General features: G+C 47.2%; 12 protein-coding genes. 2 read left to right on the top strand and 10 right to left on the bottom strand.

What is annotated here, in order from left to right:
* Window positions 1-147: 147 nt before the first annotated feature.
* The gene (locus R2X38_RS08535; protein WP_317521813.1) at window positions 148-333 is read left to right on the top strand and encodes a hypothetical protein; all 186 of its coding nucleotides are present in this window, start codon (window positions 148-150) and stop codon (window positions 331-333) included.
* A gap of 54 nt (window positions 334-387) precedes the next feature.
* Here R2X38_RS08535 and R2X38_RS08530 read toward each other — a convergent pair whose 3' ends face one another.
* The 4 genes from R2X38_RS08530 to torC form a co-directional block, all read right to left on the bottom strand.
* A complete protein-coding gene (locus R2X38_RS08530) occupies window positions 388-954 on the bottom strand; it encodes a hypothetical protein (RefSeq protein ID WP_317521812.1) in 567 nt (188 codons plus the stop codon).
* 225 nt (window positions 955-1,179) lie between these two features.
* On the bottom strand, window positions 1,180-1,833 hold the full coding sequence (torD, locus tag R2X38_RS08525) for a molecular chaperone TorD (RefSeq protein WP_317521811.1): 654 nt from the start codon (window positions 1,831-1,833) through the stop codon (window positions 1,180-1,182).
* A 170-nt stretch (window positions 1,834-2,003) separates the two neighbouring features.
* Window positions 2,004-4,535 carry a trimethylamine-N-oxide reductase TorA gene (gene torA, locus R2X38_RS08520; protein ID WP_317521810.1) on the bottom strand — a complete coding sequence of 844 codons (2,532 nt, stop codon included), beginning with the start codon at window positions 4,533-4,535 and terminating at the stop codon, window positions 2,004-2,006.
* Between the two features lie 70 nt (window positions 4,536-4,605).
* Window positions 4,606-5,772, bottom strand: coding sequence for a pentaheme c-type cytochrome TorC (gene torC, locus R2X38_RS08515; protein ID WP_317521809.1), 1,167 nt, complete (start codon window positions 5,770-5,772; stop codon window positions 4,606-4,608).
* Between the two features lie 202 nt (window positions 5,773-5,974).
* Between torC and torR the strand changes: the two genes are divergently transcribed.
* On the top strand, window positions 5,975-6,688 hold the full coding sequence (gene torR, locus R2X38_RS08510) for a two-component system response regulator TorR (RefSeq protein ID WP_317521808.1): 714 nt from the start codon (window positions 5,975-5,977) through the stop codon (window positions 6,686-6,688).
* Between the two features lie 474 nt (window positions 6,689-7,162).
* On the opposite strand, the gene panP is transcribed toward torR, so the two are convergent.
* The 6 genes from panP to R2X38_RS08480 form a co-directional block, all read right to left on the bottom strand.
* Entirely contained in the window at window positions 7,163-8,824 is a 1,662-nt protein-coding gene (gene panP / locus R2X38_RS08505) for a pyridoxal-dependent aspartate 1-decarboxylase PanP (protein ID WP_317521807.1), read from the bottom strand.
* Between the two features lie 76 nt (window positions 8,825-8,900).
* A complete protein-coding gene (locus R2X38_RS08500; RefSeq protein ID WP_317521806.1) occupies window positions 8,901-9,899 on the bottom strand; it encodes a DUF2860 domain-containing protein in 999 nt (332 codons plus the stop codon).
* Between the two features lie 161 nt (window positions 9,900-10,060).
* Entirely contained in the window at window positions 10,061-10,573 is a 513-nt protein-coding gene (locus R2X38_RS08495) for a hypothetical protein (protein WP_317521805.1), read from the bottom strand.
* 239 nt (window positions 10,574-10,812) lie between these two features.
* Entirely contained in the window at window positions 10,813-10,908 is a 96-nt protein-coding gene (locus R2X38_RS08490) for a MetS family NSS transporter small subunit (protein ID WP_107298394.1), read from the bottom strand.
* A complete protein-coding gene (locus R2X38_RS08485; protein WP_317521804.1) occupies window positions 10,905-12,392 on the bottom strand; it encodes a sodium-dependent transporter in 1,488 nt (495 codons plus the stop codon). Before R2X38_RS08485 ends, R2X38_RS08490 begins: the two co-directional genes overlap by 4 nt.
* Before the next feature lie 408 nt (window positions 12,393-12,800).
* On the bottom strand, window positions 12,801-13,394 hold the full coding sequence (locus R2X38_RS08480) for an outer membrane beta-barrel protein (RefSeq protein ID WP_317521803.1): 594 nt from the start codon (window positions 13,392-13,394) through the stop codon (window positions 12,801-12,803).
* Window positions 13,395-13,485 lie beyond the last annotated feature (91 nt).

Here is a 13,485-nt window from a genome sequence, read left to right as displayed (position 1 = left end):
AGATGTGCTCTGTCCTAAGTGGGATTGATTAAAAGAAAAGGGCTGCTGTCGTGCTGCCCTTTTTGTTATCGCCAATAATAGCTCTTAATTCCCTATACTTATTCTATCGGCTTTTGTTGCGGGAGAATCCTCATAGAGGAGGGTGTTATGGCTAGTAATGATATCGGGCGAAGCCGCCCTGACAGCGAGAGTGTTGTACCAGAGGAAAAGATGAGCATGCACGAAGGAATTGCCAACTGGTGCGACTGCTGTGTGTGCGAAGCCGAGCCTTACTGGATGGATGTTGCTGATGAAATGGGTATTAACATGAGCGATTATGAAGATGGTCGATAAAAAATACCGCAGCGAAATGGCTGCGGTATTTGTTATCAATATTTGGGCTAACGCTTACTGAAGAGATTCCAATAGGCTATTTAGCTCTTGGATCAATGTTTCAGTTTCAGGGTTGGTAGATTTCATCGCTGCAAACGTATCAGCCTGCAGCTTTTCCTGCATTGCCATCAGCTTTTCATCCGCAAGGATGCTCTCACGCTGTTCGGCTAGCTGACGCTTAGCGGCAGCGAATTCTTTAATCAACGCTTCACGTTCTTCTTCGCTGGTTTCAGCATTGCGAACTTTGTCTTGGATCTCTTGAGCCTGACTGACGAACTCATCAGGGTTGTAACCGATTTCTTTGGCCTTCTCTTTGTAGGCCGCTTCAAAGGCTTTGGCTTGTTCAATTAGCTCTGGATTTGCCTGTAGCGTTTGCTGACGGATGCTGGTCAAATCACGCTGGATTGCATTGATACGGTGCGTTACTTCTTTCTGGTTGGCAACTGTATCGGTTGCCGCATCACTGGCCTTCGACGCTGGACTAAATGCGAACAAAGTCACAAGCATCAAAGGAAGGGCGTATTTCATTAGGTTGAATACTGAATTTGATTGTTGCAGGGTACGCGTTTTGCTGTTTTGCATAGTTTAACCTTTGTTGGTGGTTATCATCGCTATGACTGCAATGTATAAAAGCACCCAAAGCGGAATGTCAGTATTGTGTCATGTATGCTGGATACGAACTGAACAAGCAGCAGGCTGCCTTTGAAAGTGGGCGTTGCATGGAAGGCGAAGTACAAAAAAGCCGGCAATCCATGTGCCGGCAAATGAAGATAGTGTTTTTGAGTCGCTGGCTATTGCCAGTCAGGATTATTGTTCTTCGCCTCTTAGGAACTGAGCGTCCAAATGGCAGAATGCGATGAGCACTTGTGCTGCTGCTGCATAAAAACCAAACTGGTCTCGCTGTTTGGCTTCAGCGGCAAAGGCAGGCAGCCAGTTAAGCAGCATAGTGTTGATGAAATCGAGCTGCGCCTGCATAACCGGTTCAGCTTGCTCCGGTGAACCTTGCTGGTTAGCCATGATGATCAAGTTGCCCATGAAGTCGAGTTCGACAGCAAGGTGATCGGCAGGCTCATTAAACTCTTTGCGCTGGGCAATGCCATACTCTTCCATCAGCTTGTTCATGTCTTGTGCTGGCTTGTCATTCATCAGGCCGCTTTCGCCGACATACATAGATGCATAGGGAAGGGCACCGGACTTTGGTGTGCTCAGGAACAAGCCACAGAAGTCAGCAGCAAGCTCTAGTTGAGCGTCTTCTCGGCTTTCCAAACGGTTAATGGCGTCTCGGAAGGCTTCCACAGGCTGCTTTAGCTCCGGTGTCATTGCCAAGCCTGACAAAAAAGTGACCATATCGCCACCACGGTATTGTTCAATGTCCTGCTCGGTCAGCTCTCGAGCGAAAAGGGATGACATCCACCAATAAATTTCTGCGCGTTGTTCGTTGAAAGCAATAAACTCTTTCATGATCACTCCAAATCAAGGCATGCGGTGCTGTGCTCACCGAATAAAAAACATATTTAGGTAGAATAAATAAAGCATATATTCTATCTGAATAGGTTTTGTAAACACACTGTTATAGAAGTAAAAATCAGTCAGGGGCCAAAGCCCCTGACTGGGTAATAGCTGATATTAACTTATTCTAGATCCATCGCTGGGAATAGTGGGTTAATGTCAGTCACGGCTGTAGGGCCATGGAAGCCGGTTACCGCTGGCACCTTGCCTGTGTACTTCTCGATTTCAACCAACGCAGAGGCAGCCGACGTTGCCTGAGCTAGCTTCGAAGAGCCGATATCTTGAGTCAGTACGTTTGGATCACCGTAAGTACAGAGTGTACCGGGCTTACCGCCTTCTAGCGGGCTGTACCATGCACCTTCGTGGATACGGCAAACACCAGACATGTAGTCGTCAGTCACAACTGCGCCTGCCAGTACTTCACCGCGGTCATTGAAGACACGTACGATATCACCAGATTTAATGCCACGCGCTTTTGCGTCTTGTGTGCTGATGTATACAGGCTCACGATCGGCAACCGAATATGTTGCACGGTGCTCTGTTGAAGAACAAAGCTGAGAGTGCAGTCGGTGTTTAGGGTGCGTACTCTGTAGGTTCAGTGGGAACTTCTCAGAGCCCGGACCACCGTGGCTACGCTCTTTCTTCTCGAACCACATTGGGTGACCCTGACAGTCGTCGTACCCCATATCGGCAATGGCTTTACAGTAGATCTCGATAAGACCTGTTGCTGTGCCCAGTGGCTCAAGATCCGGTTCATTACGGAATGACTCGTGACGTACCCACTCGGTGCCTGCCGGGAACTCGATGAAACCTTCTTCTTCCCAGAATTTCTTGAAGTTAGGCATACGAACACCTAGGCCACGGCCCTGCAGGCGTGCACCGTTGTAGAACTGCTCGATCCACTCCATCTGTGATTTACCTTCGGTGAAGGCTTCTTCACGGTCGAAACGGCGGCACAGATCGCGGAAGATATCGAAATCGTCTTTCGCTTCGTACATCGGCTCAACCACTTTGGGAAGGGCAATGATACCGGCGTTAGAGTGGTTGCCGTACTGTTCGATGTCGTTACGCTCGTGCGTGGTTGTTGCAGGCAGAACGATATCGGCAAAGCGACAGGTTGCTGTCCATTGGTGCTCAACAGAAACAACGGTCTCAAGCTTACGCCAGATCTTGATCATCTTGTTACGATCTTGGTGGTGGTGGAATGGGTTGTTACCACAGAAGATCGCCATCTTCATTTCAGGGAAGGTGATGTCGTGACCGTTCCATTGGATAGTCTTACCTGGGTTCTCGATACAGTCTACGAAGCGAGCTACAGGGATGTAAGACGAGTAGCCTTTGTACGAACCGTTGTGGATTGGGTCAACACCGGTTACACCGCTGAAACCTGACATCAGTGGGCCGTTAGAGGTGATTGAACCTGCATCGTTGTAGTGCCAGCCGAAACCGAAACCACCGCCTGGCAGACCGATCTGGCCCAGCATCGCAGCAACCACAACCAGCATCCACGCGTACTGCTCACCGTGCTGCATACGCTGTAGACACCAGCCACCGATGATCTGGGTACGGCCAGAAGCCATCTGACGAGCTAGCTCGCGGATGGTATCAGCGTCGATACCACAAATTTTCTCAGCCCATTCAGGTGTTTTCGCCGTGCCGTCTTTCTCACCCAGTAGGTAAGGCAGGAACTTGTCGAAACCTGTAGTGTAGTCAGCCAGGAATTCTTTGTTGTAAAGGTTCTCGGTATATAGCGTGTGGGCAATAGCCAGCATCAAAGGCACATCGGTTTGCGGGTTCACTTTAACCTGCTCGCCACCCACGAACTTCTGGGTGTCAGAGACAACGGGATCAATGTAGATAACCTTGATTTCGTTGTTCTTCACCTTATCGGCTAGTTGCTCGAAGTAAGCATAAGGGCTGTGGTCAGGCACCAACCAACCAACTTGCAGGTTCTTAACCGGATCAGAACCCCAGATCACGATAGTATCTGAGTGCTCAAGAACAAGCGGCCAAGAAGTCTGCTGTTCGTAAACTTCCATTGCACCAGCAACGTAAGGAAGCACAACCTGCGCAGCACCGGTAGAGTAATCCCCCATTTTACCAAGGTAAGTACCGTGTAGACCGATTGCACGCATCATCATGGTACCTGCAGAGTGCAGTTTACCCACTGACTGCCAACCAGTATGACCCGCGTATAGGGCACTTGGACCGTAGTTGTTCTGAACTCGCTCTAGTTCGTGGTAGAAAAAGTCCAAAGCCTGTGACCAAGGCACACGAACGAAACGGTTGTCACCGCGCTGGCTTGTATCTGACTTGTAGCCGTGTTTTAGCCAGTCAAGACGAACCATCGGGTACTTAACACGTGCAGGGTTGTATACCACTTCACGTACACCGTTGATCATTGAGGTTGGGTTCTTGTCTTTTTCGAACGGTACGGTATCTACCCATACACCGTTTTCTACTTTGGCGCGGAATGCACCCCAGTGAGAACCAGATAGTACTTCACCGGAGAAGTTAGCCTTGGTATCAGTTGCAGCCAGAGCTTTGCGAGGTGCCAGCAGGCTAGTACCGACAACAGATGCAGCACTTGCTGCAACCATGCCTGAAAGGAAACGGCGGCGTGAAACGCCTTTGTTCAGAATTTGAGTTGCCATTGAGCAATTCCTTTAATTTGAATTCTTTTGCATGGGAGAGGGGAGCGAGTCCCCTCTCTGCGAATAGGAATTAATGAGAGCCAGCGCCGCCGGTGTCTTTACCGTGGTTCTGAAGGTACTTCAGAAGGGTACGCTCTTCAGTTTTGCTTAGACGGTAGTAGGCGCTCATGCCGTTCAGACCTGAGATCCAACCGTTTGCAGTAAAATGGCCTGGGTCCGGAGCAGCGTGACAGGCGTTACAGGTTGCACCGTACATGTTCTCGGCGTAGTTCCAGATTGGCTGGATATTGTCGATCATGTCTTCGCCAGTGATCCAAGCTTCAACAGAAACGTGCTGCCAAACGATGTTGGTTGATGCGTCAGTTTGCTCTTCGATAACTTGCTCAGTCGCTTTAACTTCACCACGGATAGTAGCCTTGAAGACACGCTTACCCATGTACTCGGTCATCACACGGCCTTTGCCTTCTTTCTCTAGCCAGCCATCAACTTTAACCTTCAGCATGTCACCGTTGCGCTCAAGTACAGTGACTTCAGATGCAGGAAGCAGCTTACCGTCAGACTTGCCGTTGGCATCATCGGTCGCAAATAGGTCTTTTTCGCCCAAAGAGTAAAGTTTCTCAGCCACGGCACCTTGTGAGTTAGCTGTTGCCTGAAGCTCTTCGAAGTCTTTCTGGAAGCCGCCAGCCATGTTTGGCAGTTCGTGGGCAATACCCTTGTGACACTCGATACAGTTCATGTCTTCAGCGGCAGCTTTGTTCATTTCGAAAGCGGCTTGTGCAGACTGCTTGGTATGATCCATCGCATCGTACGAGTGACAGCTCTTACAGGTTTTAGAGTTCTGGCTCTTCATGCGATCCCATACCATGGTCGCAAGCTCCAAGCGGTGCTCTTCCAGTTTCTCTGGCGTGTCTATTTTCTTGGTGATGAAGTGGTTGTATACATCTTTCCACGCGCCCAGCTTACGCTGAACCTTGCCTGGCAAATCTTTTGGCTGGTGACAGTCAACACACTCGGCACGAACACCCGAGGCATTTTTGAAGTGGATGCTTTGTTTGTATTCTTCGTAGTTTTGCTGCATGGTGTGACAAGACGTACAGAATTCAGTGGAAGACGCGAATTCAAAACTCTTGTGTACGGTCACAACGCCCGCCAAAGTGATACCAATACCAACCAAGACCAGCGCAAGAATCGAATACTTGCTGCTAGGCTTAGTCAACATTTGCCAAAGTTTTTTCATAGTGGAAGATTCCAATTTCGAATGAATGCCTGCCGTAAACTACGGTGACGTATAAATTTTTATGGGGTAATCTTAATTCCACGATGTGAATAAGGTTAATGGCGGCAGTGAACAGGATTTGCAGGATTATGACAAATTGTGAATAACTGCCTCCTGTGCTAACGTTTTTATAGAACAGTAAATAAGACATAAAGAGAAAGAAATGAGTCATCATGTACTTGTAGTAGAGGATGAAATTGTTACCCGTACCAAATTGGTCGGGTACTTTGAGAACGAGGGATATAAAGTCAGTCAGGCCGAAAGCGGTGCCCAGATGCGCGAAGTGATGGCCAGTGAAAAGATCGATCTTGTCATGCTCGATATTAACCTACCAGGCGAAGATGGCCTGATGCTAACCCGCGAGTTGAGAAGTCGTTCAGAGGTCGGCATTATCCTGGTGACGGGGCGTACAGATAGCATTGATCGTATTGTCGGATTAGAGATGGGGGCCGACGACTACGTGACCAAACCTTTTGAATTGCGAGAACTTTTGGTTAGGGTCAAAAACCTGCTGTGGCGCATCTCTCTTGTCGAAAAAGCACGTGATGAAACCATGGTTGAGATGCAAGAAGATAGCATTATTCGCTTTGGTGATTGGCAGTTTGATATTAACAAGCGCGCGTTAACGCACAATGGTGTACCTGTTAAACTGACCAAGGCGGAATACGAGTTGCTGGTGGCTTTTTCTTCCCATCCGAACGTGGTTCTGAGTCGTGAGCGCATCTTGAATATGCTTAGCCATCGTGTCGAAGCGCCTAACGATCGTACCATTGATGTACTGATCCGCCGTATGCGCTCCAAGATGGAAGTTGACCCGAAAAACCCGCAGATTTTTGTTACGGTACACGGTGAAGGATACATGTTTGCGGGTGACTAATTCCCCGGCATTGATGTACTGAAGCACTGAAATAATTTGTAATAAATAGGCCGATATCCACTGGGTATTGGCCTTTTTTGTTTGTTTAAAACGGCGCTTATGTTGATCTTGATCAACTATTATTACGTGATATGAATGGTTGGAAGAGTATCAATAATAAGACATTCACTTTAAATTTTGCATTTAGTGGCTAATAGTTAATGTTTGGTTGCCAGTATGAGTTGGGTGTGTTGTTATTTCAATGCTCTGCATTGGCGGTTATTTCTCGATGAAATGACTGTTCGGTCGTAATTTGAGCGGTCTTGCGGTGTTTTATCAGGCAGTTAATTGCTTTGTGAAAATTATTTTAAGGTAATTGATGGTTTTTAAAGCAAGCTGTGAAGAAATATGAAATCAGCTCTCGCTGCTTTAGACGCAAAAAAGCCTGGCTTTCACCAGGCTTTCAAACTGTTTACCCACTTATCGCATGCTAATTTAGAGTGCAGCTTGCTGATTCAGAATGCTGTCTGTGAGGGTGTTGATTTTAGGGAAACTGATCAAGCTCTGCTTGGCAATGTCTTTCTGTTCTTGCAGTACATCCTTGAGGATCTGGTCCGTTGTGAGTGGGTTGGCTAGCACGACGCGGAAAACGGTTGTTAGCCTGCGGTCCCATGCCTCAGGGGTTATACGGGTACGAGAAACAAACGACTTACCTGATTCACGTTGGCGCTTCTGGATGAATTTTGTCATATCATCAAGGGCAGACAACAACTCTTCACGTTGAGCCGGATCGGCAAGGTGCAGCGCTTCTTGCGTTCGAGCAGGCGCATAGCGATAGGTCAACAAGCAAAGCTCAGGCTCTGAAATCAGCTCAAAATCCGGATCTTTATTAATCAAAGAGGCAAAGTACTTGGCCTTCTCGATACTGGTGTTGATCAGCATTTCGTAACCCGGGCGGCTGATGATGTTAAGGCTGGCATACAGCAGCATCGCCATACCGCTTCTTGAGCCTTCCAGAGTATGGCTACCTAGGTCTTTGGAGCCCTTACGCAGGATATACTCAGCATGGTGCTCGATGGCCGTCATCAGGGCTGGGTTCTTGAAAATAACCATACCGGCACCCATCGGTACATACAGCTGTTTGTGGGCATCAATGGTGACAGAGTCAGCACGCTCGATCCCCTTCAGTAGCGGGCGGTAGGTGTTGGACATCAGAGTCGCACCACCCCAAGCCGCATCGACATGGAAATGGCAATCATATTCCTGAGCCAGATCAGCCAGCTCTTCAAGCGGGTCAATATTGCCGGTTTCCGTGGTGCCGGCTACACCGACAATCGCAAAGGCTTTGATATTGTTCTGCTTGAGCTCTTTTAGCTTGGCACGCATTTCATCGACACGGACACGGTTGTGGCTGTCAGTCTTGATAGGGACCAAGCAGTCTCTGCCTAAGCCCAATACGTCAGCGGCTTTCTTGAGCGAGTAATGGCCACGCTCGGAAACTAGCACCACCAGATCTTCGTAGCCATAATGTTTCATCGCCTTGAAAAGACCTTCCTGCGCGACACCTCTAAACGCACCATCCGGTTTGAGCGCATTATTACGTGCAACCCAAAGGGCCGTGATGTTTGCAATGGTACCGCCAGAGCAGAAAGCTCCAAGTGAGTGATTGGCACTGTGCATCCACTGTTGGTAGAAGACCTCTTGCTCACCGTAAACCAGGTTGTGAAGCATTCCCAGCACTTGGCGTTCCAATGGCGTAAATGCCTTGGAGGTTTCGATTTTTACCAGGTTCTGGTTCAAACCGATCATGATTTTGGACAGCGGCATCAAGAAGTAGGGCAGGGCCGATGTCATGTGACCGATAAACGTCGGCGCAGAGGTATGCACTGACTGTGCGACCAGCTTGTCCAATAGGAAATGGGTGTGATCAGAAACAAAGCTCGGCGTCTCTGGAATATCGGCGGACGAGAAGTCCTTCTCGATTTCTGCCAGAGGTTTTTCGCGGGCAGCAATATGCGTTTGCAAAAACACATTGAGGTTTTCTGAAATGTCTTTTTCGATCCGACCTAACGTCGATTCGGGTGCTTCCGGCACTGTAAAAATGCGATGCAGCGACTCTTGGGTTGCATCGGCTTTTTTGTGATCCACTACTGCCATAACGATTAATAACTTGTAACTATTTCGGCAAATTGCAGCTAATTTAATGCAATTTGCCGCCGCTGTCGAAAAAAAATTAGAAACGGTAGTTCATACCCACGGTGAATAGTAAGCTCTCTTCATCATAAAAAGTGATGTTTGAGTTACTTTGGTTATAGCCTATAAGCGAGACTAAGTTCCAGTTTTCCCAGCCCATAGGCGCATCGTATTGCGATGCTAGGAACACACCCCATTTATCATCTTGTTGGGTACGCTCAAAGATAGGGTTTTGCTCATCAAAGTCCACATAGTTGTAGCTGAAGGTCAGTGCGAAGCTGGCTTTGTTGACACGCTGCACCACACCTAATTCAGCACCAAAGCTGTCACTGGCCATCGCCGAGCCCTGTGCGTCGTTACGGGTATAGCTGACCGCTGAGCGGATGACTTGTGTGCGGTTGATTGGCAAGAAATGACTTAGCTGGGCAAAGTAGATATCAGACTGGCGGTCGAGTGATTCTTTCTGCGAATCATCAAGACGAACCTGGCTTGCACCGCTGTTTTCTTCGTCAAGATCCTGGTTACCGCCAGACAGCTCCAGCGAGAAATTACTGCCGAGGATCTGATTATACTGGAAACGCAGGCCTCTGATTGTACTGTCGGTCTTTGAGCGATCTTGATCCAGCAAGTACGGGTCTTGCCAAGTTTCACTTGTCAGCAATCCTGGCACATAGCTAAAAATCAAGGTGCCGTTGTCTTTGAGTTTGTGTTTATAGCCGAGTTCTACATGAAAACGACCGAAGGCCAAGTCAGAACGGCTGGTACCAAAGTACACCTGCTTGTCGAGTGCTTCATTGGTGTAGCTAATAGTACCCAGTGGAGCGATAAGTAAGTCACTTTCTTTGTCCGCTTTGCCGTAATCACTAATCGTGCTGTCATCAGTGTTGAATGGGGAGCGGCTTTCTGAGTAGCCAGCCAAAATTGAAATATCAGCATTGAGGCCTGCAGACCAGGTTTGTGGCTGGTTGGCTAGCGCTTGAGTCGATAAACAAGCTGCAGGAAAAAGAATACATAGTGCGTTAGCGTACCGTTTTGTCATCTTGGGTCCTTCCTAATCAAAGGGATTCATGGCGAAAAAGGGTAGATTGACCGTAGCAAAAAACCGTTGATCTTGTATGAATCGACTTAGGTATGCAATTGAAAAGAATAAGAAACTGGCCCAATTTATATAAAATTTATATTGAGCCATAGACTTGGTGATTACTTACATTCCATTTCAGAAATCGCCGTTATTTTTTCGTTATAGGTATTGAGTGGCTTTTCAATGTTACCCGGATGGGTTAATAACTCAGCAAATGCACTGCGCAATGCGTAGTTTTGCGGATGGGGTTTGCTTTGGCGGTCATCAAAAGCCAGTTTTGCCGCTTTGCCTAACTCCGAATCTTGCTCTGATAGTGCTTTGACATCCTGTTGAGTCAGATTGAGCCAAGATTCAACCGGCAGGGATAGGGCGAGTTTATCTTTGTCGTTGGCAAGGTACCAATCGAAGGCATCACGGTTTAGCTCAAAATGGTGTTTACGTCCTTCCAGAAACCAATCACCGACTTCTTTGAGACTGGGTTCTTTTTCTACTGCTAGCTCGACGAGGTTTTCATACCAGTTGAGCGAAGCGTCGATATATTGATGGTATTTTTCACTTTCGCAACTGGATGTAGATGCCAAAGCGATGGATGGGATGAGTGTCGTTGAGAGTACTAATGCTGCTAACTTCATTTCAAATCCTTGGTTCTTATTTTTCATTGGGCTCAACAGATAAATCGGGTCTGATGGCTTGTGTTGTTTACAGGCTGTTATTTTTCAGCTGCCATCTCATGAATTCCGATTGTAGCTATCTGATTGCCATAAGGAAAAGAATTCTTTATGAGAATGCATCATTGTTAACATTATTACTGTTGGCTTAGGACAAAAAAACAAGGAGGCGAAATGCCTCCTTGTTGACTTTTAGCCTTATATTATTGCTTTTTCATCGCAACGGAGATGCAGTATGCTGCGCCGCCCCATGTAATGCCCAAGCCGAAAAGCATCATGATAATCGCACCTGTGGTCATAGTTTGGCCTCCTGCTGAAGTTGTGGTTTAGACGAAACGTTGATGATGACGGCAACAACAAACATAGCTGCAACCAAACCCCAACCGAGTATCAGTAGATCTGAGGTAGCATAACCGCCGTAGCCATCATTGAAGGTGTTCACAAGGTTTGTGCCTAGAATAACCGCTAGCATTGCTGGGCTTAGGAAGCGGATACAAATTTCAAACCATTTACCGATGCTGAACTCCGAAATGCTGTTTACATAGTTACGGATGTCAGACACTTTCAGCAACCAGGCAATCACGACAAGCTCAACCAAGCAACTGGCAAGCAGTGCAACGTTGTTAATGAAGTAGTCAACCAAATCTAGGAGTAGCAAGCCGCCGTTAGTGGCAAATGCCATTGATACGATAAAGCCGATGCCACATACCAAAGAGGCTGCAAGTTTACGCGAGATCTTCAGCTTATCGATGATGGCCGAAGTAACCGCTTCAATGATTGAAATGTGCGAGCTGAGACCTGCAACGACCAGAGCTAAGAAGAATAGTGGACCAAGGATAAACGGAGCTGGTAGCAGGTTGATTGCTGCTGGAATAGTCACGAACGCCAAACCGACACCGGCTGAAACGACTTCAGTGATCGGTTTGGCTTGCTCTTGCGCCATGTAACCCAATACACCGAAGATCAATACACCTGCGGTGATAGAGAAGCCACAGTTGATCAGTACCGTCATGAAGGCGTTGTTGTTGATATCAGACTTCTCAGGCAGGTAGCTAGAATAGGCAATCATAATGGCGAAGCCGACACTCAGGGTGAAGAAAATCTGACCGTATGCTGCTGACCATACTTTGGCATCCATGATCTTGCTGAAATCTGGCTGGAATAGGTAGTTCAGACCATCCAGAGCCCCAGGCAGGAAGACCACGCGGGCAATCAGTGCAAGCACCATGATAAATAGAAGCGGCATCATGATTTTGCTGGCGCGTTCAATACCGCCTTTAACACCGGTAAATACGGCAGCAAATGTGATAGCCCATGCAATAGCCATTGGAATGGCAATATGGCTCTGTAGGCTACCTAGTTGACTAGGCGTGTTGTCACCGAGCTTCAGGTATTCACCGAAGAAGAAGCCGTTAGTGTCTGTGCCCCAGCTTTGGGTGAATGAATAACTCAAGTACGAAATTGCCCAGCCGATAATTGCGACGTAGTAAACAGCGATGATGGCAGCAATAAATACTTGAAACCAACCAAGCCACTCAAATTTTGTACCTAGTTTTGAAAAGGCTCTGGGTGCGGCACCACGAAGTTTATGACCAAGGCTGAACTCCATGATCATAAATGGGATACCGGCGGTGAGCATGGCAAAAAGGTAGGGGATAAAAAAGGCGCCACCACCATTTTCGTAAGCCATATATGGGAAGCGCCAGATGTTCCCAAGGCCGATTGCAGAGCCTACTGCAGCAAGAATAAATCCTGCTCGCGAGCCCCATTGTTCACGTTTCATATACATCTCCTTATGTACTGCAAATCGCTATATAAATAGGATTAGTCAGAGAATTATTCCAATTAATATCGATACTTAGCGTGAGAATTGAAAGGTAAGACCACGCTGATGGGACGAGATTAACTAGAGTGAATATGTAAAGCAATAGAGCGTAGGGTTGTAAATCCTAAATTAGCTAGTTGTTAATTTTTGGGTTTTTATTAGTTTCCAGATGAGAAAAACCGTGATCGCCTTCGTGCTGGTGGAAAAAACTATCAGGAGGGAAAATGTTTGGTTGGAAATATTATTTTACAAACTTAACGATAATGACTGAGGAATGGCCCAAATTCAGCTTTTCCACACATCAGCAGCACTATCCTGGTGTGTGGAAGTTGGCTTGATAAGCAGTCGAAACCGCCGTCTTGATGTTTAGAATGAGAAGGTAAAGCCAAGGTTGGTCTGGAATTGGGTTAGCCACTCAGAATTGACTCTGATGTTACAGGTTTGGTTTCCTTCAGGAAGGTTACAGATAGTTGTGGTATCACTTTCCATCAGATTGGCCAGCCAACGTCCTTCCAGCAGAACTGAAAAGTTAGGGGTGAACTTGTACTCAACACCACCCAAGAAACCACCAGAGAACACCATGTCTTTGTCGGTCCAGTCTTCATCAATAATGGTGGTACCTATACTGGCGCCCAGATAGGTATCAAAGTGATCGAATGTATCGAAGCGTAGTGAACTCTGAAAATGGACATAAGTGAATGAGCCTGAACCAGAGAACGTATCATAGTCGGTGGGTTGGTGGCTAACGAACAGGCCGACACGGCCTTTGTCCAAGTCTGTTTCAATACTGATTGCGTAATGGGGATCGTTTTCAGGCTCTATTTTGGTCCCATTATCATCTTTGATTGAATTTGAAAAAGTATACCCAACATACGGGGTGACATAGACGGTATTCGCCATAGCTGAGTGAGATGCCGTTATTAGTCCTGCGGCAATGATGAACAAATGTCCAGTTTTCATACCATTATCCAATAGCGCAAACATAATATTTAGTGTGACAGCTTTCTTATATTATTGCTTTTTTATTAGCCAGAATCTTGAACTCTCCCTA

It is taken from the genome of Photobacterium rosenbergii, assembly GCF_033022775.1.
GTDB classification, from domain to species: Bacteria; Pseudomonadota; Gammaproteobacteria; order Enterobacterales; family Vibrionaceae; genus Photobacterium; species Photobacterium rosenbergii_A.
This window is presented reverse-complemented; position numbering and strand designations above follow the sequence as displayed.